The organism is Candidatus Eisenbacteria bacterium, from assembly GCA_016867495.1.
Classification (GTDB): domain Bacteria; phylum Eisenbacteria; class RBG-16-71-46; order CAIMUX01; family VGJL01; genus VGJL01.
Genome location: VGJL01000026.1, coordinates 1 through 24,312, shown reverse-complemented (window position 1 = coordinate 24,312; position 24,312 = coordinate 1). Strand labels below are relative to the sequence as shown.

The 24,312-nt window shown below is 67.2% G+C and carries 27 protein-coding genes; 22 read left to right on the top strand and 5 right to left on the bottom strand.

All coding sequences use genetic code 11. From position 1 onward, the window contains the following. Positions 1–424: 424 nt before the first annotated feature. The 10 genes from FJY88_04960 (at position 425) to FJY88_04915 (ending at position 8,007) form a co-directional block, all read left to right on the top strand. Positions 425–676 carry an AtpZ/AtpI family protein gene (locus tag FJY88_04960; protein ID MBM3286685.1) on the top strand — a complete coding sequence of 84 codons (252 nt, stop codon included), beginning with the start codon at positions 425–427 and terminating at the stop codon, positions 674–676. A 61-nt stretch (positions 677–737) separates the two neighbouring features. After that, positions 738–1,220, top strand: a complete 483-nt coding sequence (locus FJY88_04955; protein MBM3286684.1) for a hypothetical protein — start codon at positions 738–740, stop codon at positions 1,218–1,220. Next, positions 1,217–2,155 carry a F0F1 ATP synthase subunit A gene (gene atpB, locus FJY88_04950; protein MBM3286683.1) on the top strand — a complete coding sequence of 313 codons (939 nt, stop codon included), beginning with the start codon at positions 1,217–1,219 and terminating at the stop codon, positions 2,153–2,155. The genes FJY88_04955 and atpB overlap by 4 nt, the downstream gene beginning before the upstream one ends. A 60-nt stretch (positions 2,156–2,215) precedes the next feature. Next, positions 2,216–2,440 carry an ATP synthase F0 subunit C gene (gene atpE, locus FJY88_04945; protein MBM3286682.1) on the top strand — a complete coding sequence of 75 codons (225 nt, stop codon included), beginning with the start codon at positions 2,216–2,218 and terminating at the stop codon, positions 2,438–2,440. 52 nt (positions 2,441–2,492) lie between these two features. Then, a complete protein-coding gene (gene atpF, locus FJY88_04940) occupies positions 2,493–3,008 on the top strand; it encodes a F0F1 ATP synthase subunit B (GenBank protein MBM3286681.1) in 516 nt (171 codons plus the stop codon). Positions 3,009–3,042: 34 nt separating this feature from the next. Continuing rightward, positions 3,043–3,591 carry an ATP synthase F1 subunit delta gene (gene atpH, locus FJY88_04935; GenBank protein MBM3286680.1) on the top strand — a complete coding sequence of 183 codons (549 nt, stop codon included), beginning with the start codon at positions 3,043–3,045 and terminating at the stop codon, positions 3,589–3,591. Positions 3,592–3,683: 92 nt separating this feature from the next. Beyond that, positions 3,684–5,204, top strand: coding sequence for a F0F1 ATP synthase subunit alpha (locus FJY88_04930; GenBank protein ID MBM3286679.1), 1,521 nt, complete (start codon positions 3,684–3,686; stop codon positions 5,202–5,204). Positions 5,205–5,229: 25 nt separating this feature from the next. Next, a complete protein-coding gene (atpG, locus tag FJY88_04925; protein ID MBM3286678.1) occupies positions 5,230–6,084 on the top strand; it encodes an ATP synthase F1 subunit gamma in 855 nt (284 codons plus the stop codon). A gap of 64 nt (positions 6,085–6,148) precedes the next feature. Beyond that, on the top strand, positions 6,149–7,567 hold the full coding sequence (gene atpD / locus FJY88_04920) for a F0F1 ATP synthase subunit beta (protein MBM3286677.1): 1,419 nt from the start codon (positions 6,149–6,151) through the stop codon (positions 7,565–7,567). 17 nt (positions 7,568–7,584) lie between these two features. Then, complete coding sequence (locus FJY88_04915; protein ID MBM3286676.1) at positions 7,585–8,007, top strand: F0F1 ATP synthase subunit epsilon; 423 nt, start codon at positions 7,585–7,587, stop codon at positions 8,005–8,007. A 169-nt stretch (positions 8,008–8,176) separates the two neighbouring features. On the opposite strand, the gene FJY88_04910 is transcribed toward FJY88_04915, so the two are convergent. Both FJY88_04910 and FJY88_04905 read right to left on the bottom strand, forming a co-directional pair. Beyond that, complete coding sequence (locus tag FJY88_04910) at positions 8,177–9,037, bottom strand: hypothetical protein (protein ID MBM3286675.1); 861 nt, start codon at positions 9,035–9,037, stop codon at positions 8,177–8,179. A 43-nt stretch (positions 9,038–9,080) separates the two neighbouring features. Continuing rightward, positions 9,081–9,425: a hypothetical protein gene (locus tag FJY88_04905; GenBank protein ID MBM3286674.1), complete on the bottom strand. Its 345-nt coding sequence runs from the start codon at positions 9,423–9,425 to the stop codon at positions 9,081–9,083. Between FJY88_04905 and FJY88_04900 the strand changes: the two genes are divergently transcribed. Genes FJY88_04900 through FJY88_04890 form a run of 3 tightly spaced genes read left to right on the top strand, consistent with a single transcriptional unit; the run spans position 9,424 to position 13,493 of the window. Further along, positions 9,424–10,845 (top strand): hypothetical protein, encoded by a 1,422-nt coding sequence (locus tag FJY88_04900; protein ID MBM3286673.1) that lies wholly within the window; start codon positions 9,424–9,426, stop codon positions 10,843–10,845. The genes FJY88_04905 and FJY88_04900 overlap by 2 nt on opposite strands. 6 nt (positions 10,846–10,851) lie before the next feature. Continuing rightward, complete coding sequence (locus tag FJY88_04895) at positions 10,852–12,189, top strand: hypothetical protein (protein MBM3286672.1); 1,338 nt, start codon at positions 10,852–10,854, stop codon at positions 12,187–12,189. Continuing rightward, entirely contained in the window at positions 12,165–13,493 is a 1,329-nt protein-coding gene (locus tag FJY88_04890) for a glycosyltransferase family 4 protein (GenBank protein ID MBM3286671.1), read from the top strand. The genes FJY88_04895 and FJY88_04890 overlap by 25 nt, the downstream gene beginning before the upstream one ends. On the opposite strand, the gene FJY88_04885 is transcribed toward FJY88_04890, so the two are convergent. Together FJY88_04885 and FJY88_04880 are read right to left on the bottom strand one after the other, a co-directional pair. Beyond that, a complete protein-coding gene (locus FJY88_04885) occupies positions 13,465–14,799 on the bottom strand; it encodes a hypothetical protein (GenBank protein MBM3286670.1) in 1,335 nt (444 codons plus the stop codon). The two genes, FJY88_04890 and FJY88_04885, sit on opposite strands and share 29 nt — an antisense overlap. A 191-nt stretch (positions 14,800–14,990) precedes the next feature. Next, a complete protein-coding gene (locus FJY88_04880) occupies positions 14,991–15,566 on the bottom strand; it encodes a hypothetical protein (protein ID MBM3286669.1) in 576 nt (191 codons plus the stop codon). 369 nt (positions 15,567–15,935) lie between these two features. On the opposite strand from FJY88_04880, the gene FJY88_04875 reads away from it, so the two are divergent. Both FJY88_04875 and FJY88_04870 read left to right on the top strand, forming a co-directional pair. Beyond that, positions 15,936–17,108 (top strand): hypothetical protein, encoded by a 1,173-nt coding sequence (locus FJY88_04875; protein ID MBM3286668.1) that lies wholly within the window; start codon positions 15,936–15,938, stop codon positions 17,106–17,108. Then, positions 17,105–18,439 (top strand): hypothetical protein, encoded by a 1,335-nt coding sequence (locus FJY88_04870; protein ID MBM3286667.1) that lies wholly within the window; start codon positions 17,105–17,107, stop codon positions 18,437–18,439. Before FJY88_04875 ends, FJY88_04870 begins: the two co-directional genes overlap by 4 nt. Before the next feature lie 400 nt (positions 18,440–18,839). On the opposite strand, the gene FJY88_04865 is transcribed toward FJY88_04870, so the two are convergent. Next, positions 18,840–19,643, bottom strand: coding sequence for an acyltransferase (locus FJY88_04865; protein ID MBM3286666.1), 804 nt, complete (start codon positions 19,641–19,643; stop codon positions 18,840–18,842). A gap of 131 nt (positions 19,644–19,774) precedes the next feature. Between FJY88_04865 and FJY88_04860 the strand changes: the two genes are divergently transcribed. The 7 genes from FJY88_04860 (at position 19,775) to FJY88_04830 (ending at position 24,288) form a co-directional block, all read left to right on the top strand. Continuing rightward, positions 19,775–20,182: a Smr/MutS family protein gene (locus tag FJY88_04860; protein MBM3286665.1), complete on the top strand. Its 408-nt coding sequence runs from the start codon at positions 19,775–19,777 to the stop codon at positions 20,180–20,182. Between the two features lie 480 nt (positions 20,183–20,662). Continuing rightward, the gene (locus FJY88_04855; GenBank protein ID MBM3286664.1) at positions 20,663–21,199 is read left to right on the top strand and encodes a hypothetical protein; all 537 of its coding nucleotides are present in this window, start codon (positions 20,663–20,665) and stop codon (positions 21,197–21,199) included. Next, positions 21,192–21,656 (top strand): serine kinase, encoded by a 465-nt coding sequence (locus tag FJY88_04850; GenBank protein ID MBM3286663.1) that lies wholly within the window; start codon positions 21,192–21,194, stop codon positions 21,654–21,656. Before FJY88_04855 ends, FJY88_04850 begins: the two co-directional genes overlap by 8 nt. 65 nt (positions 21,657–21,721) lie before the next feature. After that, positions 21,722–22,099: a transcriptional regulator gene (locus tag FJY88_04845; protein MBM3286662.1), complete on the top strand. Its 378-nt coding sequence runs from the start codon at positions 21,722–21,724 to the stop codon at positions 22,097–22,099. Between the two features lie 116 nt (positions 22,100–22,215). Further along, the gene (locus tag FJY88_04840; GenBank protein ID MBM3286661.1) at positions 22,216–22,578 is read left to right on the top strand and encodes an anti-sigma regulatory factor; all 363 of its coding nucleotides are present in this window, start codon (positions 22,216–22,218) and stop codon (positions 22,576–22,578) included. Continuing rightward, entirely contained in the window at positions 22,571–23,890 is a 1,320-nt protein-coding gene (locus FJY88_04835; protein MBM3286660.1) for a 4Fe-4S dicluster domain-containing protein, read from the top strand. Before FJY88_04840 ends, FJY88_04835 begins: the two co-directional genes overlap by 8 nt. Further along, positions 23,887–24,288, top strand: a complete 402-nt coding sequence (locus FJY88_04830) for a hypothetical protein (GenBank protein MBM3286659.1) — start codon at positions 23,887–23,889, stop codon at positions 24,286–24,288. The genes FJY88_04835 and FJY88_04830 overlap by 4 nt, the downstream gene beginning before the upstream one ends. The last annotated feature ends 24 nt before the right edge of the window (positions 24,289–24,312 follow it).

Genomic DNA, 24,312 nt, shown 5'->3' with positions numbered 1-24,312 from the left:
AAGTCGCCGTTCCTCCCCCGCTGAACCTCGTCTGCTTCCGGCACCGAGGAGGGGACCGGGTGAACGAGGAGATCATGAACCGGATCAACGAAGGGGGCCGACTCTACCTGACGCATACACGCCTCGAGGGGCGGATGGTTCTCCGCTTCTGTGTCGGGCAGACGAGCACTCGCCGGAGGCATGTCGAGGAGGCATGGTCGAGGATCAGGGAGGCCGCCGAGGCGACCGGACCGTGAAAGCGAGCCGGCCTCCGCGAGCGACCTCGAGCGGACGGCCGGCGAGACCTGGTCCTTGCGCTTTTCTGAACTTGAGTGTTGACATTGCTTCTAGCTGCGGGCACGCTAATCGGTCCGTGGCGCGGCCCGCGTGCCTCCATCCCAGGGGGTCGGCCCACCAGGCCATCGAGAGACGCAGGTAGAGGAAGGTGCGGGAAAGCCGAGAGGGAAACCGCCGGAAGGAACCGCGCAGTCCATACCGCGCCATCGCGCTGCTGACGACCATACCGATCATGATTGCGGTCGCGCCTTTGATCGGCTGGTGGCTGGGGCGATGGGTCGATCGCAGGGCGGGGACAGACTGGGTTTTCCAGGGAATCGGAGTGGGCTTCGGGATCGCGGCCGCCGTGAGGGAGACAGTCCTCCTGATCAGGCGAGCGCAGCGGGATCTCGATGCCTGAGGATCTCTTTCGGGGCCATCGAAGAGCATCTGGAGACATGCCGGGCAGCGGATCGCAGGAGATGATGAGAGCGCCTGTGGGGGCGGAGGGGACTCGCTGGGCCGAGCTCGGGCCCGGCTTCGTGCGGCGCGTGCTGATCACGACGTCCTGGCTAGGCGCGCTCGTCGCTCTCTGCGTCGCCGTCTACATCGGCCTTCCGAAGGCCGCCGCCTGGGGAGCGGGCCTCCTCCTCGGCATCGCGAACCTCCTGTCGCTGAACGGGCTCTTCAAGGAGATGTTGCGGCCCGCGGGGGGACGGACGAAGGCGCTCATCGCCTATGTCGCGCTCAAGTTCCCCGCGATCTATCTCGCAGGCGCCCTGGCCCTGATCAAGCTCCGTCTCGATCCCCTCTATCTTCTCGCGGGTTTCAGCCTCTTTCTCGCTGTGTCTCTGCTGAAGGTCCTCGGCCGGCTCGTCCTGTCGAGGCGGTGGATGTCCGGGGAGCGAAGAGGACCCGGGGGGACGCTGCTCCGCGGGGGCGCGGCGGGAAGGCGGAGCGCGTGATGCGGAGAGTCGCCCTTCTGCTGCTGCTCGCGATCGCCGTGGGCGCGCCATCGATCTGCAGCGGCGGGGAGGCGTCTCGCGCGCCGGCTCACCACGAAGCAGAGGCCCACGACGCAAAGGCACACGACACAAAGGCCCACGACGCCAAGGACGAGGGGGTCCTTCTCGAGCTTCCAGATCTCATCCACCAGATCAAGGTCCACTTCGGGGGGCCAGCCCACCGCGAAGACAGCCTCGTCGGCTTCTTCTTCGCGTGGCGGGGGAACATCTTCGCGCTGCTCGTCCTCCTCTTGATCAGCGTCCTCCTTCTTCGAGGCGCGGCGCAGAAGAGCATGATCCCCGGCCGCTTCCAGAACGCGATCGAGTACGTGGTCGAGTCGTTCTACGACTTCATGCGGGGGATTCTCGGACGCCACGCCCGCGAGTTCACGCCCTTCCTGGGAACGCTTTTCCTCTACATCTGGTTCATGAACCTCTCGGGACTGGTGCCGCTCCTGAAGGCGCCGACTTCCCTGTTCGAGACGACCCTCGGCCTCGCGGCCGTCGTCTTCCTGTACGTTCACGCGACCGGCTTCCGGAAGCTCGGGGCCGGCGGATATCTCTTCCACCTGGTCGGCGCTCCGCGCGATGTCATGGGGTGGTGCTTGGTCCCCCTGATGCTGCCCCTGCACATCGTCGGCGAGCTGGCCAAGCCCGTGAGCCTTTCGCTTCGACTCTTCGGCAACATCATGGGCGAGGACGTCCTGATCGCGGTCTTCACATGGCTCGGCGTCGGGACCCTCGCGTTGATAGGCTCGCCGATCGGCCTGCCGCTCGAGTTTCCTTTCATCTTCCTGGGCCTCCTGCTTAGCACGATCCAGGCCCTGGTCTTCACGCTCCTGAGCTCGATCTACATCTCGCAGATGCTCCCTCATGAGGAGGAGCATGCGCACTGAACTCGGACCGGAGGGGGCCCGCGCGGCGCCCTCCACATCAACAGCGGAGGTTTGAAAGAGATGAACCTGCTTGGATTGGCGTTACCGCTCGGTCTCGGCCTCGCTGCCTTCGGCTCGGCCCTCGGCCTCGGGAAGGCAGTGGCCGGCGCGATGGAGGCGATGGGCCGCCAGCCGGAGGCGGCGGGGAAGATCCAGATCGCGATGGTGATCGGATGCGCCTTCATCGAGGCGCTCACGATCTACGCGCTGGTGACCGTTTTCGTGCTCCAGGGCAAGCTCTCGTAGAGTAACGGCTCGACGCAAGGCTCCCGCGGGGAGCTCCGAAGAGGCGGAAAAGATGGCATCTGAGATCAACGTCCTCAGTCCGCACTGGCGCGAGGTGGCGACCCACGCGGTCGCCTTCACCGCCGCCGTCCTGGTGCTGCGCAGATATGCCTGGAGGCCGATCCTCGGCCTGCTTGACGAGCGGAGGGCCCGCATCGAGAGCGAGTTCGACGGCATCGAGAAGGCGAAGGCCGAGAACGCCGGACTGAAGGCCGCCTACGATCAGCAGCTCCGGACGATCGACGCGCAGGCGAGGGCCAAGATCCAGGAGGCGGTCGCTGAGGGGCGGAAGGTCGCCGGCGAGATCCACGAGGAGGCCCGCAAGGAGTCCCGGGACCTGATCCAGCGCGCCCGCGAAGAGATCGAGCTGGAGAAGGACAAGGCCGAGCTGGCGCTCAAGGAGGATATGGTCAGGATGAGCCTTGCGGCGGCTGAGAAGGCGATTCACGCGAGGCTCGACTCCGACGCGCATCGGCGCCTCATCGAGGAGGCGATCGATGAGATGGTGCGTGTGGAGATGAAGGACTAAGACGGCCCAGGATGAAGAACTAGGACGGCTCAGGATGATCGACAAGGGGGTTGCGCGCAGGTACGCGAGCGCGCTGTTCGAGGCGGCCAGGGCGGGGGAGCGCATCGATCCCGTCCTTGACGATTGCGCCGCCTTGGAGAAGCTGCTCGCCAAGGACCTGTCTCTGCTTCGCTTTCTCGAGTCGCCGCGCGAGCTCGACGAGCACAAGCGCGCCGTGATCGAGAAGGTCTTCGGGGAGCGGGCGGAGCCTCTCTTCGTGCGTCTCCTGATGCTGGTCCTCAAGAAGAAGCGGATCGGGCATCTGCCGGATGTCCTGGCTGAGTACCGCAAGCTCGCCGACGAGCACATGGGGGTGGTCGTCGCCGCGGTCACGACCGCGATCCCGCTCTCCGAGGAGCTGGCAGAGCGGCTGCGGAGACGGCTCGAGCGGATCACCGGCAAGAAGATCCATCTCCGCGCGGGAGTGGATCCAGGTGTCATCGGGGGGCTGCTCGTGTTGATCGAGGGGAAGGTTCTCGATCGCACGATCCGTCATGATCTGGCCAGGTTGCGCGAGCAGATGCTCGCGACGAGCGTGCGCTAGTCCGTGATGAGGAGATCTGAGGCGCTCGCTCCGCGCGGTCGCGCCTCAAGTAGAGTCAAGGCTGGCGAGTCCGAGCAGAGAGGAAACAGAGGATGACGTTTCGACCCGAGGAAGTCAGCGCGGTTCTTCAGAAGGAGCTTGAGGGGTACAAGTCCGAGCTCGATGTCGCGTCGGTCGGCTCCGTCCTGCAGGTCGGGGACGGGATCGCCCGAGTCTGGGGGCTCCAGGATGCGATGGCGGGCGAGCTTCTGAAGTTCCCGAACGATGTGACCGGAATGGTATTCAATCTGGAGGAGGACAACGTCGGCGTGGTCCTCTTCGGATCCGACGAGCTGGTGAAGGAAGGAGATCCCGTCCGGCGGAGCGGACGGGTCGCCAGCGTTCCCGTCGGCCCTGGAATCATCGGACGGGTCGTCAATCCGCTCGGCGAGCCGCTCGACGGGAAAGGCCCCGTCGTGTCCGAGACGCAGTACCCGCTCGAGGGGAAGGTCCCGAACGTCGTGCAGCGCCAGCCGGTGAAGGAGCCCGTGCAGACCGGGATCAAGGCGGTCGACTCGATGATCCCGATCGGCCGCGGGCAGCGGGAGCTGATCATCGGCGACCGCCAGACCGGCAAGACCTCGATCGCGATCGACACGATCATAAATCAGAAGGGACAGGACCTCTTCTGCATCTACGTCGCGATCGGACAGAAGGAGTCCTCGGTCGCGCGCGTCGTCGCGACGCTGGAGCAGCACGGGGCCATGGAGTACACGACTGTGGTCTCGGCGACGGCTTCGACCGCGGCGCCCCTGCAGTACATCGCCCCCTACGCGGGCGCGGCGATAGGGGAGTTCTTCAGGGACAAGGGCCGCCACGCCCTCTGCATCTACGACGATCTCTCGAAGCACGCGGTCGCCTACAGGCAGATGTCCTTGCTCCTGCGCAGACCGCCGGGCCGCGAGGCCTATCCCGGCGACGTGTTCTACCTCCACAGCCGCCTCCTCGAGCGCGCGGCGAAGCTGAAGGACGAGCTGGGGGGCGGATCGTTGACCGCGATCCCGATCATCGAGACGCAGGCCGGCGACGTCTCCGCCTACATCCCGACCAACGTGATCTCGATCACGGACGGCCAGATCTACCTGGAAACCGACCTCTTCTACTCCGGCATCCGGCCCGCGATCAACGTGGGGCTCTCGGTGTCTCGCGTCGGCGGAAAGGCCCAGACGAAGGCGATGCGGCGGGTCGCGGGACGCCTGCGACTCGATCTGGCGCAGTACCGTGAGCTGGCGGCCTTCGCCCAGTTCGGAAGCGACCTTGATCGAGCGACGCGTTCGCAGCTCATCCGCGGGGAGAAGACCGTCGAGGTGCTGAAGCAGGGCCTCTATCAGCCGCTTCCCCTTGAGAAGCAGTTGATGATCATCTTCGCGGCCGTGAATGGATACCTGGATGAGCTTCCGACATCCTCCCTCGCGCGGTTTGAGCGCGAGCTGTTCGCATACATGGACAAGGAATACCCGGACGTCGGGCACGTTCTCGCGACGACCAAGGCGCTCGACGAAGCGACGGAGAAGAAGCTCCACGAGGCCGTCGGGAAGCTCAGAGACTCCTTCTCGGCGTCGCCGGGCAAGTAGTCGCGGAGGCAGCCTCAGGAGAGAGATGGCCAGCATCAAGGACATACGCCGCCGGATCCGTTCGGTCCAGAGCACGCAGCAGATCACCAAGGCGATGGAGATGGTCGCGGCGGCGAAGCTGCGCCGGGCCCAGGAGCGCAGCCTCTCGGCGCGGCCTTACGCGGAGCGGATGAGCGCGATTCTGGCGAGCCTGTCGGGCACGGCCGCCGCGCATGCCCACCCGCTGTTCGGGAGCAAAGGGGATGGGCGGCGGACGATCGTGGTCATCGCCTCGGACAAGGGCCTCTGCGGCGCGTTCAACTCGAACCTGTTCCGCTTCGCGGAGAACGAGATCGGAGGGGTCGACCGGGGCCGAACCAACCTCATATGCGTGGGCAAGCGCGCCTGCGACCACTTCGGGAGGCGACAGTGGACGGGATCGATTCGCCTTCCGGAGCTGGGGGACCAGGTCGATCTCGGCAAGGCGGCTCATCTCGCCCGGCATCTGATCGACCTCTTCGCCCAGGGGGGGACCGACAAGGTCGACTTCATCTACACGCGCTTCATCACGACCGGGAGCCGCCGCATCTTGCAGGAGACATTCCTTCCGGTGGCTTCACCTGCCGAGGGGCGGGCTGGGCCTCGGGAGTACATCTTCGAGCCTTCGGCCGCCGCGGTGCTCGGGGATCTCTTGCCGCGGTACGTGCAGACGCGCGTCTTCGCGGCGATGGCTGACTCGATCGCGAGCGAGCATGCCGCCCGCTTGATCTCGATGAGCGCGGCCAACAAGAACGCTGGCGACATGATCACCGCTCTCACTCAGATCCGGAACAAGCTCCGCCAGGGGGCGATCACCAAGGAGCTGTCCGAGCTGGTTGGAGGCGCGGAGGCGCTCAAGTAGCGCACGAGCGGGGTCGAGGGAGACGGCGGGCTCCAGGCGAAGAGCCCCGCAGGAAAGGACAGAGATGGCGAACGAGCCCAACTACGGCAAGATCCTTCAGGTGATCGGCCCGACGGTCGATCTCGAGTTTCCGTCGGATCGGCTGCCCAGGATCATGAACGCGATCCGCATCGACGATCCCGAGAGGGGGATCGTCCTGACGGTCGAGGCGGCGCTCCACATAGGCGACAACGTGGTCCGCTGCGTCGCGATGGGCTCGACGGACGGGCTCGTGCGGGGGATGAAGGCCTTGGACCTCGGCGAGCCGATCTCCGTTCCGGTCGGGGAGCAAGTCCTCGGAAGGGTCATCAACCTTCTGGGAGACCCGATCGACGAGCGGGGTCCGTTGCCCGAACCCAAGAAGCGCCTGCCGATCCACCGCCATGCCCCGAGTCTGACGGAGCAATCGACGAAGGCGGAGATCCTCGAGACGGGGATCAAGGTGGTCGATCTCCTCGAGCCCTATCCGAAGGGGGGGAAGGTCGGGCTCTTCGGCGGCGCCGGCGTGGGCAAGACGGTCATCATCATGGAGCTCATCCGGAACATCGCCACCGAGCACGGAGGCTATTCCGTCTTCTCAGGGGTGGGGGAGCGGACGCGCGAGGGGAATGACCTCTGGCTCGAGATGAACGAGTCGGGTGTCATCAGCAAGACGGCCCTGATCTACGGGCAGATGAATGAGCCGCCCGGAGCTCGCCTGCGCGTCGGACTCTCGGGCGTGACGGTCGCCGAGTACTTCCGCGACGAGGAGGGCCAGGACGTCCTTCTCTTCATCGACAACATCTTCCGCTTCACGCAGGCCGGCTCGGAAGTGTCGGCGCTTCTGGGCCGGATGCCGAGCGCCGTGGGCTACCAGCCGACCCTCTCGACCGAGATGGGAGAGCTTCAGGAGCGGATCTGCTCGACGAAGAGGGGCTCGATCACGTCCGTGCAGGCGATCTACGTCCCCGCGGACGACCTTACCGATCCTGCCCCCGCGACCGCCTTCGCGCACCTCGATGCGACGACCGTCCTCTCCCGGCAGATCTCGGAGCTCGGAATCTACCCGGCCGTGGATCCGCTGGACTCGACCTCGCGCATGCTCGATCCGATGGTCGTCGGGCAGGACCACTATGACGTCGCCCGCTCCGTGCAGAGGATCCTGCAGAGGTACAAGGACCTGCAGGACATCATCGCGATCCTCGGGATGGACGAGCTCTCCGAGGAGGACAAGGTCATCGTCGGAAGGGCTCGCAAGGTCCAGCGCTTCCTGAGCCAGCCGATGTTCGTCGCCGAAGCCTTCACCGGAGAGCATGGCCGGTATGTGAAAGTCCAGGACACCATCGAGGGATTCCGCCAGATCATCGAGGGGAAGCACGACGATCTCCCCGAGCAGGCCTTCTACATGGTCGGAAGGATCGAGGAGGCGGTCGAGAAGGCGGAGAGACTCCGCTCGCAGGGCTGAGATAGGGCGGAGGGGAGATGCCTGAGCTGTTTCGTCTGAGCGTTCTGACGCCGGTGCGCAGCGTTTTCGACGCTGAGGTGATCTCGATCGTCGCCCCGGGGAGCGAGGGATACCTCGGCGTTCTCGCCCATCACGCCCCGCTGATCACGGCCCTGGCGCCGGGAAGGCTCACCGTGAAGGTCCCTGACGAGGACGATCTCGTTTTCTGCGTCTCGGGAGGGTTTCTTGAGGTTTCCGACAACCGTGCGGTCGTCCTCGCCGATGCGCTGGAGCTGCCGGAGGAGATCGATCTGGCGCGCGCGAAGGGGGCTCGCGATCGCGCTCGGGAGCGGCTCCGGGACACGAGCGGCAAGATCGATCAGGCGCGGGCCGAGGCCGCTTTGCGCCGCGCGTTGAATCGGATTCGAGTCTTCGAGGGAGCTGCGACGAAGGCGAGATAGGTCCTGGATCCTGCGAGGCCGGCGCCGGGCCGGGATTCCGGGATGGCGGCGACGAGGTGAGATCTCGACGCCGACTCCGTAGTCATTCCGGGCCCAACTTCGCCCGTTCGATTCGTGCTCTTGAGGATCTGAAAGGCCATCGATGATGCAAGTCGATGGCCCGCCGCGATCAGCAGCGCTCGAGCCCGATCGCGATCCCCTGGCCCACGCCCACGCACATCGTGCAGAGGGCCCGGCGCTTGCCTGTGCGGCGGAGCTGGTGCGCGGCGGTCAGGACGAGACGCGCCCCGCTCATGCCCAGGGGATGACCAAGTGCGATCGCCCCTCCCTGCGGGTTCACGCGCGAATCGTCGTCAGCGATGCCGAGCTCGCGCATGCAGGTGAGCGCCTGCACCGCGAACGCCTCGTTGATCTCGTTGACATCCATGTCCGCCAGCGTGAGCCCGAGCCGGCCGAGGAGCCTGCGGGTGGCCGGCACCGGACCGATGCCCATGACGCGGGGCGGCACGCCCGCGAACGCCGTGAGGGTGCCTTGCGGCACCAGCTCGAGCTCGATCTCGCCGCGCTCGAGCAGCCCGGAGTGCTGCGGGCATGTCGCGTGAAGCCGAGTCAGCAGCTCCGGCGGGAGGAGGCGTTCGCTGGCGATGATCTGCCGCAGTTCGGGGGAGTAGCCGAAACGGTGGAGCGAGGCCTCGATCTCTTCCGGCGTGATCTTCACGACGCCCGCAGGCGCCGTCGGCTGTGCAGGCCTGATGGCCTGGGCATCGAGCATGTGCATTCTCCCTGACCTGAGACACGGATGGTGAACTTCAAAACCCAGGCGCGTTTCCGTGGTTCTCACGGTCGCGCAACTCCGAGTATAGAGGCGCTCCGCAGGGGAAACCAAGATCATGAGCGCCTCGCGGCTCGCCTGAAAGCCGATCCGCGTCATCCATGAAGGTCGAGATCGCCCGTCAGCGAACTGCTTGGCCCGGCCAGGGTCTGGAGCAGCGCACGAGCCCCGGCGAATTCCCGCAGCCGCCCGCTTCATCTCGCGCCGAGGGCGAGCAGAGCCCGCATTCGATGCGCCAGGCCTACAGATACGAATCCCGCCCGTGCTCCGAGAAGAGGCGGTCCATCAGCGATCCGTCGTCGACGATCGTCATCCGATGATAGTGGCATCCGCGGCGCAGACACCCTTCCACGATTCCGCCGGGGAGGTGGATCGCGAAGAGATTCCCCGCGCAGGTCTCGCAGGTCCCTTCGGGGGCGCGGAGCGAAACCGAGCAGCTCGGGCACGAGAACTCGACCATCGCGCCGGCGGGGATCTCCCCCTCGCCCAGGTTGTCGAAGCGGCCGTAGAGAGGATCGAGATGGATGATCCCGCCCTTTCCGGCGACGTCGTAGCGGACGCGAATCGAGGGGAGATCGTGGATCATGGCCGTCGCGTCCATCAGATCGCAGCCGTTCGGGCACCTCGCGCGCCGGATCCCGACGGCGCCCCCCGGTAGCTGCAGGACGATCCTCTCGCGGCGCTCTTCCATGGCTTGCCTCCCCCCCCGGCCGCCCGTCCTTGGGGGCGGCCGACTCGCTCCGCGCCAGTATACCGCCTGCCCGCCGCCTCTGCTATGCTCGACCAGCATGGTCATGGAGCCCCGGAGTCTCTTGCTGAGACGAATCGTGATCCTCGCGCGCTGGCGACGTCTGATCCTCGCCAACACGCTCTTGGTCGCGGCATCGGCCGTTGTCATAAGCCTGCTGCTCCCCAAATCGTACCGGTCGACCGCCTCGGTCTTCCCGCCGCAGGAGGAGGCCTTCTCCACCGGGACCCTCTCCTCGATCGTCGCCGCCTCGACCTTCGGCCAGGGGAGGGCGAATCTGCCCATCTGGGCCACTCCCTCCGATATCTACGCGGCGATCCTCAAGAGCCGGTCGGTCGGGGAGGAGATCATCCGCCGGCGCGATCTGATGCGGATCTACAAGGCCAAGACGATCGACGACGCCCTGATCACCCTGAGGTCGAACGCCAAGACCAAGGTCGGCAGGGAGGGCGTGGTCTCGATCAGCGTGGTCGACAAGGATCCGGCGCGCGCCGCGAAGATGGCCAACGACTTCATCGAAATCCTCGATGTCCGATCGCGGGAGCGGCGCAGCTCAGGCGCGGGCGCCGTCCGCGCCTTTCTCGAGACCCGCGTGGCGGTTTGCCGCGATTCCCTCGCGCGCGCCGAGGAGATCCTCCAGCGCGTGCAGGAAGAAACCGGGATCCTGGTTCCTGACCAGCAGGCGCGCGCCCTGGTCGAGAGCGCGGTCCAGCTCGAGCTGGGGCGGAGGGTCCGCGAGGTCGAGCTGGGGATCCTGCGCGCGCAGGTCGGTCCGGAGGATCCCAACCGGGCGCGTCTTGCCCGTGAGATCGACCTCTTCGAGGGGCAGCTTCGCGATCTGGACCGCGGCGGTCGAGCGGACACGGCGGCCTTCAGGGTTCCGCTCTCGCAGTTCCCGGCCCGCTCCGCCGCCTTCGCGCGCGCGCTCAGGGACATGAAGATCCAGGAAGCCCTCTACGGAGTCCTGATGGAGCAGTACGAGCAGTACCGGATCCAGGAGCTGAGGGATACGCCGGCGCTGCAGATCCTCGACTCGGCCGTACCGGCCGAGAAGCGATTCCGGCCGATCCGCTGGCTCATCTGCTCCATCGCGACGATTCTGGCCTTCCTGTTCTCGTGCGGCCTTGCCCTCGTGCTCGATCATCTCGAGTCGATCCGCAGAGAAAGGCCCATGCAGTGGGAGTCGCTTCGGGGCGTCGGTCGCGCCCTCCACCCGAAGCGGTGGTTCGATTCGGGCAGCGATCCCACCTTCCCCTAGATTCCGATGGACGGGATCTCCCGACTCCTTCCCGCGTCAGACCTTCCGTCCCGTCAAGTCGTCAGCCTGGGCCTGATCCTTCTTCTGGCTTGCGACGCCGCGCTGCTCACGCTCCTGCCCGAAGCGGCGTTTGTCGCATCGATCGTTCTCGCCGCGGTCGCCGGGCTTCTCCTCTCGGTCCGCCTGGCCTGGCTCCTCGCGGTCATGGCCGTGGGTCTGCCGTTGCTCGATCCGTTCGTCGTCGCCCTCGACTTGGCGACCCCTGCTTTCGCATTCTTCCGGTTCTTCCTGCTTCTCGCCGTCGCGCGGATCCTGCTGTCGGGCTCAGCCGGAACCGGCAGGAGGGCAGCCTTGCTCCTCACGGACGGAATCCTCTGGTGGGCTCTCGCGCTGGGTCTCGTGGTCTGGGCAGGCCTGCTCGAGTCGCCTTCTCCCGCGTATGGTCGCGCGAAGGTCCTCGCCTACTTCGCGACCAGCCTCCCGCTCCTCGTGGGAGGCGCGATCGCGGGGACCAGATGGAGCGATGAGCCTTCCTCGCGCGATCGGCCGGTCGTCTCCTTCCTCTCCGCCGTGCTCGTCCTGTCAGCCCTCGTAGCGATCGTGTCGCTCCTGACACACGCGTCCCGGGCCGCGCCGTCCGGGCAGAGGCTGAGCGCCCTGGGCCTCAATCCGATATGGCTCGCGCGCAACATGGGGCTCGGGATCCTGGCCGGCATCGGCCTGCTGGGAGCGGGGAAGATCCGGCCGGCGGCCCTGGTCATCCTCATCGTCCCCCTCGGGATCGTCATGGTCCTCTCGGGATCGCGCGGTCCCCTGATAGGGCTGGCGCTTGTTCTCACCTGCTGGACGGTCTTCGTTCTTCCAGGATCGAGAGGGGCGAGGCTTCTGCGTCTGGCCGCCGCCGCGTCGCTCGCCCTGCTGGCCCTTCTGCTGATGCCCGAGCAGATCCGCGAGCGATTCCTGAATCCGGTGCGAATCGATGCCTCGGGAGCGGTGCGCCTGCGCCTTCTCGAGATCGCGCGGGAAGCCGTCCCGCACGCGGCCGGATGGGGGACCGGCACCGGGGGATTCAGCGATCTCATGAAGATGGGCGACAATCGACTCTATCCCCACAACCTGATCGCCGAGGTCGGCATCGAGAACGGACTGCCCGGGCTGGTCTGCCTCGCCGGCTTTCTCTTGGCCGCGCTAGGACGGGGCATGCGAAGGGCCGGCGATCCCATGATGATCGCGCTTCTCTTCAGCCTGCTCTTCGCGGTCTGGAACGCCCAGTTCAGCGGAGATCTGATGGCTAACGAGTGGGTCTGGCTCTTCGCGGGATGGATCGCGGGCCGGTCGCGGTGAGCGCCCCCCCTTCGACCGACCGGCTTCGCGTCGCGGCCTTCTCCGCGATCGACCTCTCCCTTCCTCAAGGGCACGCCCTCCATCTGCGGGGCATCCTGGACGCCCTCGCGAATCGGGGACACGATGTGATGCTCGTGACTCCCCGCGCCGCCGGTCCATCGGTCCCCACCGCCTTCCAGCGCCTGGAAGTCCGTCCGTTGAGATGGAGATTCCTCTACTACTGGAGCTTCGAGCTTCTGGGAGGCTGCCGCCTGTTTTGGAGCTGCGCGGGAGGCAAGAGGGACCTCATCTATGTCCGTCAGGACCTCTACACGATCGCCCCGGTGATCGTTTCGAGGCTTCTACGCCTGCCCCTGGTTCTGGAAGTCAACGCGCTCCTGACGGAGGATCCCGCCCTCGGCCGATCTCCGATCGCGAGGAGACTCGTGGCGGCCTCGGAGCGCGTCTGCCTCCGCAACGCGACGACGGTGATCGCGCTCTCCGAGCAGCTCGGGACCACGCTTGCTCGCTCTCGCGGGATCGACGCCGGGCGGATCCGCGTGGTCCCCATTGCGACGCACATGCCCGGGCCCATCGATCCCGAGGCGGTACGCGGCAAGATGAGCGTGCCTCCTTCCACGTTCGTGATCGGCTTCGCGGGGAATCTCGCGCCTGTCCAAGGGATCGAGACTCTCATCGAGGCGGCGGCCCTGGACCGATCGGGCGAGGTCGAACTCTGGATCATCGGGCAGGGGCGGGAGGAACGCAGGCTTCGCGAGATCGCCGCCTGCGACGTCGGGTCTTCTGGCGCCACGGGCGGCCCCGAGCAGCGAGCTTCCGGCGCCTCCGCCTCGCGCGCGGCTCGCGTCCGATTCCTCGGCGGACTCCCTCGCGAAGAAACGGATCGATTGCTCGTCTCGTGCCAGATCCTCGTCGCGCCCTATCGCTGGCCCGATCACGACAAGGTTTCGGGAGGCGGCGCTTTGTCGACGAAGATCCTCACCTATCTCGCATCCGACCGCCCCGTTCTGGTCTCCGATATCCCATGGTATTCGTGGATCGCCGAGATCGGCGCTGGGGATCTCTTTGCCGCGGGCGAAGCCGAGGATCTCGCGCGGGCGATCGAGAAGTGGCGGCGACAGTGGATCGAAGCGGGCAGGCCGCTCAGGGATTGGCCTTGGAAGGGGCCCGGCCCGGGCCGCCGCCGCGTCGAGGAGGATTGGACCTGGGAGCGCTCCGCCGCGCGGCTCGAGGCCGCCTTGGTCGGGTCGATCCCGGCGCAGGGGACGACTAGCTCTACTTCCTCAGGGCGACTACGGAGATGACGAGCGCCGTGATCCCGCTGATCGGCGCGAGCAGGGTCGAGACCTTGTAGGTCCATCGTTCCGGCACGACGACCGTCGAGCCGGGCGGAATGTGCTCCTCCTCGCCGATGGGAACGCTCTTCCGCCCCTCGACCTGGACGCGCCAGCCGCGGCCCCGCCCAAGCTCCGTCGGACCCCCGGCGATGCGCACATAGTCGGCCGCGGTGAGGCTCGGCAGATGTCCGTGGGGACCGGGGTAGCGGACCGCGCCGATCACATAGACCCATCGATCGCGGACGGCGGTCTCGATGAGATCCCCCGCGCGAACCATTGCCGAGTCGTCTTCGGGCGAGCGGAGCCTCAGCATCTCGCTGCCGCGGACGAGGACGATCTCGCCGGTCGCGTCCTCCGATAGCCCCCCGGCGCGGGTTAGCATCGATCCGACCGTGTCGCCCTGGCGCCACTCGAGCTTCATGCGCGGCGACTCGGGGATCCGCGAGCCGACATTGGAGACGATCGGCCTCTCCATCCCGGCCAGGCCGCGCAGGGCGCCGGTGACTCGGACGAAGTCGCCCGCCGGCGGCACGTGGATCCTCATTCCCGGCGCGACCGTCGGGTTCTGATCGAGATCCCCGGAGTGGACGAACCGCACCATGTCGATCTCATCCACGCGGCCGTCGGCATGATGGATCTCGATTCGGCGGATGCTCCCGCCGGGGAGCGGACCGCCTGCCGCGCCGATCGCGAAGGAGAGGCGATCGTAGGCGTGGACGAGGAGGACTCCGGGAGATGCGATCATGCCCGTGATGGGGATGCGGAACATCCCCGGCTGCAGCATGTGGAGCGAGATCGGCTTGCCCGGGAAACGGGGCGCCATGGCGCGCCTCACCAGATCGTCCACTTCCTCGAGCGTCCTGCCGGCCGCGTCGATCGACTCGGCGCTCGGCAGCAAGAGCCTCCCCGATGCCGTCACCGCCAATCTCCATGCGCGGTCCGTCTCGCCGCCAACCTGAAGCTGCAGGAGGTCTCCCGGAACGACGACGTAGGTCCCCGGATCGATGGGCGTCTCGAGAGGCGGGGAGATCTCGGGAGCTACCGCGATCGCGCCGGGCGTGACTCCCTCCGTGGACTTCGGGAAGAGGAGGTCGTACTCGAAGAATGGCCGCTGCTCGGCCGCCGCGAGAGCGGGAGCGGGCCAAGCGGAGGCAAGGGTCGCGCACAGAGCGAGGACGGAGCCGGCGACGCGGATTGCCCCCACGCATGGCCTCGCGGCGCGCGCGAGCGCACGGAGGCTTCCGCTCGGCATCTTCGATCGGGGCCTGCTCATGACGAGTCGATTCTAGAGCAGCTCGATCGCGTCTGAGAAGCTCGCATCTGGCGTCCGCTCGTCTTCGCCGGACGCGCGGCGGCTCGCAGCGCCCTCTGCGGCGCGCCCCTCGGGCCGGCCCCGGTGGAGGCGCGCCGAGCCGCTCCGGGGGAAGACGGAGCGGCTCGGCTGGGGGGAGGGCTTGGGAAGATCTACCAGCCGGCGCGGCCGGCCCTGAACTGAGAGAAGTGCCAGATGCCCACCGATACGCGGCCCGAGGCGGGATCGCACACGCCGCCCATGTCGACCCATGTCCCGTCGTTCTCGTCGTACCAGTAGATCGTGACATCGTTGTGCCCGGAGAGATCGGTCCCGCTCAGGTCCATCGTGAGCGTGACGGGCCTCAGGAATGTGATTCCGTGGGGCTCCAGCTCGCACCCGATGTGGCCGCCGGCCTCGCGGATTGTGACCTTGATCTCCGTTGCGGTGCGCAGAGCTCCGGGAGGCACGGTCACCCGGTAGCGGCCGATCGAGACCGTGCCGCCCGCCGCGGGGCCTATGAGAGCGCATCCCTCGGGTTCGCCCACGAGCGGAAGGCGTGGCGGCGGCGCCATCGCGTCCTCTGCCGAGCGCTCCTGCGTGCTCGGGCCGATTCCATCGGGGCGGCCGGCGCTCTGGTCGGATGGGCCCAGAGGCAGGCCCCCGTCATCCACACACGATGTCGCAACCAGAGCGACGGTCGCGATACACCAGAGCAGCGCCCACCTGCTCATCTTCCACCTGTTCATCTTCCACCCCCTTGTCTCGATTCCTGCCGGTCGGAAGGTGCAAGAGCGATGCCAGGCGCGAATCGATTCATTATCAACAGGTTGGGAGATTCGAGGCGGGGACGAACGGGGAACCGGGGGCCGGAGTTGAGGGAGGAGCGCCGATTCAGAGAGCGTATCTCAATGAATAGATGTGCGATCGACGAATATGGTCCATTTCAGCCAGCCGTGGGGAACACGTGGCGGCATCCGGACGCTTGGTGTAGCCTGCCCAGATGATGAGCCAGCCCGATTCCATCGCCGCTGGACCCTATGGGAGGGTCCGTTGTTCCTGATCCGGTGAAGCATCGCGTGACGACCCGGGGGGAAAGGCCGGCGAGGCGGGGATCGATGAGAGCTGGCGGCTCCTCGGCCCTGCTTCTCTTGCTCGCGCTCACTCTCTGGGCAGGCTGCGCCGAGGACGAGAATCCCCTGGGATTCGACAACGGAGGCCGTCTGGCTCCGCCCGCTCCGCTCGAGACCACCTTGGTGGTGGCCTACGATGAGGAGCTTCGCTCGGCGCCCGCGACAGATCTTTCCGAATCGATTCTCGTCGGCTCGAACGATCGCCTCGAGGCGGCGGGATTCCTCCGGTTCGCAGGCGTGCCCGACACCGCCGGCGTCGATCGTTCCTATCTCCGGATCCATCTGCGCAAGGGGTGGGGTGGATCCATCACGCTCACGCTCTGGTCGGTGGAGGGAGGCGACACGGCCTGGACGCCGTCGACTCTCACATGGGGAAACCGGCCGACCCTCTCTCAAGAGCCTCTGGCCCGCAAGGAGAACGTCAAGACCGGCGCTCTGCAGGACACGACGATCGATGTCATCGACTTCGATCTGCCCGTCGATCTGATCCGCTCCTGGAAGGCCGACGAGGCGGCCAATGCAGGGCTCGCGTTGACCGCCGAGAGTGTCGGCGCGGGCGGGGTGGCGCGGATCGTCTCCCACAACGATCTCCTTTGGGACGATGATCTGCGGGTGCTGACTCCGAGCTTGAATCTGGTCGACACGACAGGCACCGTGCGAACCGTGACGGCGACCGGCGACGCCTACGCCCTCGACGACAGGCGGGATGACCCCGTGCCCGGGGCTCCTCTCGCGTTCGTTTCGTCCGGAACCGCTTCGCGGTTCCTGCTGCGCTTTGACCTGTCCGCCATTCCGCGTGAGGCAGCGGTCGTCAGGGCCACGATTCGCCTGCGTTCCCAGAACCTGGATGTCCTGGAGAAGGACCCCTTCGTCCTGGGAGTCTACGAAGTAGCCGACACGGCCAACGCCCTCAAGGCCACCGCCACCGACCTGTCGGAGTCCCTGGAGGATTCAGTCCGCTTCGAGATCGGCGCCCTGGCGCAGAAGTGGGTGGAGGGAGAAGAGAACCTGGGCGTCGTCGTGCGCGCCATCGACGAGGTGTCGACTCTGGAGAGCGTGGAGATCCATACGGGCCATGCGGCATCGGAGTCTGTCCGACCCGCGCTTCGGGTCGTCTATCTCCTCCCCTCCGGTCCCAGGTGGAGCGTGGAGCCGTGAGATCGCTCGGTCGCAAGAGCGGGTGCCGATCGCAATCGCGCGCGGGGTCGGTCCGCGCCGCCCGCGCGGTCCTGGCCATCGCGATTCCCTGCGCTCTCGCTCTCTCGCCTGGCGGGGTCCGCGCCACGCCGTTTTCCAGCGCGGGATGGGGATGGTGGTGGGACGTGGGAGATCCTGCCGCTCTGGGTCGCGGGGGGACATCGGTCGCCGTTCGATCCTACGGCGCCTCCGCGGATCTCAATCCGGCGACCATCGCGCTCGCCGAGAGGGGTTATGGCTTCACCTCCTACGCCGGAGAGATAGCGGACAGCCGCGGCGGCGATGGCGATCCCGAGGGGAGCTTCCGGCAGAAGGCCGATCTCCTGCCACGCCTCGGGGGCGTGATCGAGCTTCCGCGCGGACTCCGCGCGGGAGGTTCGTTCTCGGTGCAGTCGGACGGGACCTACGAGCGCGCGCAGCGCTACGCCGGCGATGTGACCGGCCCGTACGAGCTGAAGACGAAGGGGATGGGGGGTCTCCATCGAATCCAGGTCGCCCTCGCGGGATCCTCGCTCGACCGCCGGCTTCTCTGGGGAGTCTCGGTCGGGCGCGTCCAGGGGTCCGTGAAGGAGTTCCTGACCTACAACTTCGACGACGCCGAGGAGCGCGACCAGCTCCAGGTCGTCAGGGCGAGACTGCGCGGCGGCGCGGTGGCGACCGGGGGCGTGCTCCTGCTTCCAACGGAAGGAGTCGCAGTCGGAGCGAGCGGGACCCTCGGGGGCTCCTCACGACTCATCCAGGAAGTGGAGGTCTTGCGGACCGGCGATTACGATGCGTCATGGACCGGCCGTCAGGAGCTGCCCGACAGATGGGCCGCCGGCGTCGAGCTGCGTCCGATCAAGAGACTCGGTCTGAGCGCCGATCTGATCCGGACTCTGTGGAGCGAGGCCGCGCTCCGCGCTGCCCCGGGCGGGGCATCGAGGAGACCCTTCCACGATACGACGCGGTGGGGAGCGGGCCTCGAGTACGACTTCGTCCGCGGCGAGATCCCGCAGTGGACGATCCGCGGCGGGGTCTCGGGATCGTCCCATCACGTGCGGGCGGTCGATCCCCCGGGCGCGGCCGCGCGCGACGATGCGGCCGAGTCGGAGGGCGGGAGCGCCAGCGGGAAGGATGTCCGCGAGACGGTCGCGAGCGTCGGCCTCCGGCGCCTGGTGGCCAAGAACCGCGCCGCCGTGGATCTCGCCATCGAGTGGGGGAAGCGCGGGGACGCGGAGCGGGTCGGGCTCGAGGAGTCGTTTGCCCGCGTGAGCCTCGGCATCACCTTCTCGAGCACGCAGAGAGACTACTAGGCGCTTCTGACTGAATCTGAGAGGCGAGCCGGCGCGACGCGAGGCCCTCGGACCCCGACGGCTCCCTTCGCCCCGCTGGGTTTGCGTTCGCGGCGCGGGGCTCCGGGACTCCGTCGGGGTCTTCGGTCGCTCCAGGTGAAGCGCCGCTGGCTCGCGAAGCGGCGAGAACGGACCCCGACGGCTCCCTTCGCCCCGCTGGGTTCGCGTTCCCGGCGCGGGGCTTCGGGACTCCGTCGGGGTCTTCGGTCGCTCCAGGTGAAGCGCCGCTGGCTCGCGAAGCGGCGAGAACGGACCCCGACGGCTCCCTTCGCCCCGCTGGGTTCGCGTTCCCGGCGCGGGGCTTCGGGACTCCGTCGGGGTCTTCGGTCGCTCCAGGTGAAGCGCCGCGGCCCGCTCCGCCTCAGGCTCCCGGTCCCGATCGATAGAAGGCCGGCCTCCTGTCCCCGAGCAGGTCGTTGCGGGGAGTCACTCGCTTGTCGTCCGCGGCGGTCGGGTCGAGTTCGACGACATCGCAAGCCGGTTCCTGCGCGGGACCGTCGCTCAGGATCCGGCCGTCGGGAGCGACGATGCGGCTGCGGCCCGTGAAGACGAGGCTAGCGTCGCCGCGCGACTCCGCCCCGGTCCTGTTCGCGGTCACGGTGAAGACGCCGTTCTCGATCGCGCGGGTGACCATCGCGTTCTGGCAATGCGCGTGAACCAGATTCGCCGGGTGGGCGATGATCTGGGCACCCGCGAGCGCGAGACTCCGGGCGGCCTCCGGGAAGCGCCAGTCGAAGCAGATCATCATCCCGACGCGCGCTCCGGCGATCGAGACGACCGGGTACGCCGTGTCGCCCGGGTCGAACCACTCCTTCTCCAGGTCGAAGAGGTGGATCTTCCTGTAGAGGGCGCGCAGCCCCGCGGGGTCGACCGCGATCGCGGCATTGAAGATCATCCCGGATGGCGCGCCCTCGGCGATCCCGGCGACGAACGCGCATCCCGCGGAGCGCGACAGGCGAATCATCTCTTGCGTCGTCGGTCCCGCGGGGATCGCCTCGGCCAGGCGGGAGAGCTCCGCCCGGCCCCCGAAGAGATAGCCGGTCGCGAAGAGCTCGGGGAGAACCCAGAGATCGGCCTCCCGCGATTGGACGACCGACTCCACCTGTCGCAGGTTGGCCCGCGTATCTCCGTAGACCGGCTCCGTCTGGATCCACCCGACGCGCATCGACTCAAGACGCTAGACATGGACAGGGCTCCTGGCAAGCCATCCGCTGCCGCAGATCTCCAGGCGCATGCGACCGGATCGGAGAAGCGGGCGGGCGCGCCCGCGGCCGCCGATGCAGTATTCTGGCCTGCATGGGATTCGGTCTCTTGAAGCGGCTGCTTCTCGGAAGGCGGGAGTCGATGATCCGGGAGACGCCGGAGGATGCGGCGCCCAGTGAGGAGCCCGGCGTGGTGCGCCTGGACGCGGTGGACACCCTCGATCTCCACACGTTCCAGCCCCGGGACACGCGCTCGGTCGTGACGGAGTTCCTGGGCGAGGCCGCGGCTGCCGGCCACCGGCAGGTGCGGATCATTCACGGCAAGGGCACGGGGACGCAGAGGCGGATCGTGAGGTCGATCCTCGATGCGGACCCGCGCGTGATCTCCTACGCCGACGCTCCCGATGCCTCGAGCTGGGGGGCGACGATCGCAAGGCTCCGGCTCCCTCATCCACGGCCGGCGCCGAACGCACTGACCGATCCGGTCGCCGGGGACCCGTGACGGAGGGCCGGCCGGGAGATCGGCCAATCCGAACTGCGCCCTCGAAGAACGCAGGCTTACAGGGGGTTTGCCGGGTTCGTCCGGCCGTGATAAGCTCGCTCAGAAGTTCGGTCTGTCCCGGCGGATGGGCGAGTCTGTTGTGGCGCGTGCTCTTGCCATGGTCCCCGGGCGCGGCTGGGTGGTGTGGGGGCGGAGGTGTTCGTTGCGAGGACCACAGGATGTCCGCCGGGGGGCGCGACCGACTCCGAGGGCGTCGTCGCTCGCAGCGTCGCCCCCGGCGCCCAGGCTGTTTCGCCTCCCTTCCCGCCCGAGCGCCGTGAACGGCGCGGGCGGCTCCGCGCCGCGCGCGGAGACCGTTCCCTCGAAGGTCCGCGCTCGAGCAGCGCGACGACTGCCGACCTCCGGCCGGTTTGGAGCTTCAGTCGACGGTCCACCCGCCCGCGCGACGGGCGAGTGGATGGATTGTGAGGATCGAAGAGGATGACTACTGGAGAACCCGCCGTCCGCTACGAGATGGTGAACGTCCAGATGGGCTACGTCATGGTCGAGCACGATCTCTTCAGCCGCGCGGTCCGATCGTACTTCTCGACCGAGCCGCCGCTGCCGCGCGAGGAGTACCGGGAAGGGAACAAGACCTGGCGCTCCGCCGCGATGGGGCAGTCCTTCCGATTCGACGTGCGCGACACGGCGACGGGCGAGGTCGTGAAGTTCCGGGAGATGCTCGGGCTTCTCTACTACGCCCTCTGCAAGCCCGAGAGCGAGATCTACAGGATCGGACGGATCGCGCACGACAACGGCATCTCGATCTACATGGCGATCACGCACGACACGGGCGAGGGGACGAGGCTCTCGCTGTCGGACGAGAAGCTCGGGATCTTGAACGCCGTGTTCAACCAGCGGCTGCGGAGGCCCGGCAAGAAGGTCCTGATCCTGCCCGACCTCTTCGACCTTCACAAGACGATGTCGTACGGCGAGATCATGATCGACTTCGGACTGACGTCCATGGGGGATGAGTGAGGGAGGCCTTCGCGGGAGCGACGCTGCGCGCGACCGTGGCGCGCCGTCGAAGGTTCCGCAGGCTCGCCCGGCAGTGACAGGAGATGAGCCCGGGGGCGTGGCCCCGGATCGTGAGGGAGAAACCAGCATGAAGGTACAGGAGCTCGCCGACAAGCTCGGTCTCAAGGGGGTCAGCAAGTCCTTCGATCGGGACGTGAGCGGGGTCTACATCTCCGACATGGTGAGCGACGTCATCGCCAATGCCCAAGCGGGCAATTTGCTCGTGACGGTGCAGATCCACAACAACGTGATCGCCGCGGCGAACCTGGTCGACATCTCGGCCATCATCGTCACGCAGGGGAAGCTCCCCGCCGAGGAGGTCGTCAAGATGGCCGAGAAGGCGGAGATCGCAATCTACTCGACCAGTCTCAACCGCTGGCAGGTCGCGACGAAGCTCTACGAGGCGGGGATTCGATAGGCGTGCCATCGATCGCGGCCTCGCCGCGGTCGGGAAGTCGGCGAGGCTGACGCCCTCGTCGACGCATGGATCCGGGTCGGGGAAGGGACATGAACCTGGGCGAGCTGATTCAACTCCTCGATTGCGAGGTGGTCTGGGCGGATGACCTCATCGACGAGGTTCATGTCGAGTCCTGCTTCGCCGCCGACCTGATGAGCGACGTTCTCGCCTTCTCCGAGCCCGGAGCGCTCCTGATCACCGGGCTCGCGAGCGTGCAGTCGATCCATGCCGCGGACGTGGCCGACCTGAAGGGAATCGTCTACGTCGCCAGCAAGCGACCCGCCGAGCAAGTCCTGGAGCTCGCCCGCCGGCGCGGAATCCCGCTACTCTCCACGCGCATGGGGATGTTCGAGGTCTGCGCGGTCCTCAGGGAGGCCGGACTCAAGCCCGGCGCCAAGCCGTGAACCCGGCCGCGAACCAGGCCGGGAATCCGCCGGAGGCCCTCTACGCGGAGTCGTTCACGATCAGGGGGAACGATTACGAGCACGGCGGAGACGCCTCGGCGAGGATCAAGGCGATCATGAAGGAGCTGGGGATCCCCGCCGACGTGATCCGGCGTCTCTCGATCGCGAACTTCGAGGCGGAGATGAACGTCATCATGTACGCGGAGGAAGGGCGGCTCGAGTTCCAGGTCTTTCCGGACTCCGTGCGCGTCGTCTTCGCCGACCGAGGGCAGGGGATCCCGGACATCCAGCAGGCGATGGTGGAGGGGTTCTCCACCGCGACGCCGGCGATGCGCGAGAGGGGATTCGGCGCGGGCCTGGGGCTGCCGAACATCAAGAGGAACACCGATCTCTTCGAGATCGAGTCGACGCCGGGGGTGGGGACGACCTTGCGGTACGCGGTCTTTCTGAACGACCGAGGCGGAGTGGCGGGTGATTGAACGCGGCCACGCGGTCCTGATCGATCCGGAGAAGTGCATCGGGTGCGTCGCCTGCTGCAAGGTCTGCCCGACCAAGGCGATCCGCGTTCGGGATCGGCTCGCCGTCGTCAATCCGGAGCTTTGCACCGACTGCGGCTCCTGCATCCTGGTCTGCCGGTACGAGGCGGCGACGGCCAGGACCTCCGCCGTCTCGGATCTGAAGAGATTCAAGCACACTGTGGCCGTGCCGTCCGTGACGCTTTACAGCCAGTTCGGCCGGGACGTCACGCCCGTCCAAGTCCTTCATGCTCTCCGGCAGGTCGGATTCGACAGCCACTACGACCTCTCATGGATGTGCGAGATGGTCGCGGGAGCGACCGACGCCTACCTCGCCGAGTGCAAGGGGCCCTGGCCGAAGATCTCCGTCACCTGCCCGGCGATCGTCCGCCTGATTCAGATCCGCTATCCGGATCTCATCGCCCACATGCTCCCCCTGGAGTCGCCCAGGGAGCTGGCGGCGAAGCTGCTGCGGCCGCGGCTCGCGGCCGATCTCGCTCTTGATCCGGACGACATCGGGGTCTTCTTCATAACGCCCTGCTCGGCGATCATGAACTCGATTCTCAGTCCCGTAGGCCTCGAGCAGTCCTATCTGGACGGGGCGTTCTCGATCGCGGAGCTCTACGGGCCCCTGCTCGCGGCGATCAAACGCGGCGGCGGGAGCGACCTCGACGCCCCGATCAGCCTGAGCGGCGTCCTGTGGGCCATAGGGGAAGGCCAGATCTCCGGAATGCGCAACACGAACACGATGGCGGTTCGCGGGCTTCAAGACGTCGAATACGTCTTCGACAGGATCGAGGCGGGCAAGTTCCAGAGCGTCGACTTCATCGAGGCTTTCATGTGCCCCGACGGATGCGCCGGCGGCCAGCTAACGGTGGAGGGACGCTACGCGGCCCGAAGGAACATCCAGCAGATCGCGAGGAGGCTAGGGAATCAGGAGCACGTCAAGGAGGAGAAGGTCCGCTCGCTGCTTCGCGAGCACTTCTTCGACCTGGAGGGGCCCGTCAAGGCGCGCGCCATCCAGCCGCTCGCCCGCGATCTGAGGCAAGCGATAGCCCTGAAGCGGGAGAAGGACGCTCTTCTCGATCGGCTCCCGAAGAAGGACTGCGCCGCCTGCGGCTCGCCCGACTGCGCGACCCTCGCCGAGGAGATCGCGGCCGGAGTCGCGAGGATCGAGGACTGCCCGTTCGTGAAGATCGAGATGCTGGAGGCGGAGAGGGCGGGGGCGGAGACGGGAGCACGCGCGCGGAAGGTCCGGAAGGAGAGGAACAAATGAGTAAGCACATGCTGGTCATGGAGCTCTGTTGTCCCCAGTGCAACGCCGGTCTGACGCAGGGGTCCAAGATCCCGCTGGATGGCCAGGTGCGTGAGACCCACCAGGAGGGGGAGGTGATCCTGAGCGCGGTCTTCGGCGACTACAGCGTCCAGACGGACCTCGACGTCAAGGACGGGCAGGTCGTCGACTTCCGGTGCCCCAACTGCGACGCGAGCATCACGCTCCCGCTGACCTGCAAGCTCTGCGGCGCCCCCATGGCCTCGCTCAATCTGAAGCAGGGAGGGTATGTCGAGTTCTGCACACGCAAGGGATGCAGGGGGCACGCGCTCGGCGGGGTGGGCGACATCGACCAGATGATGAGCCTGATGAACAAGATGTTCGAGACTCCGTACGACTGAGGCCGTGGCCAGAGGGGAGGAGCG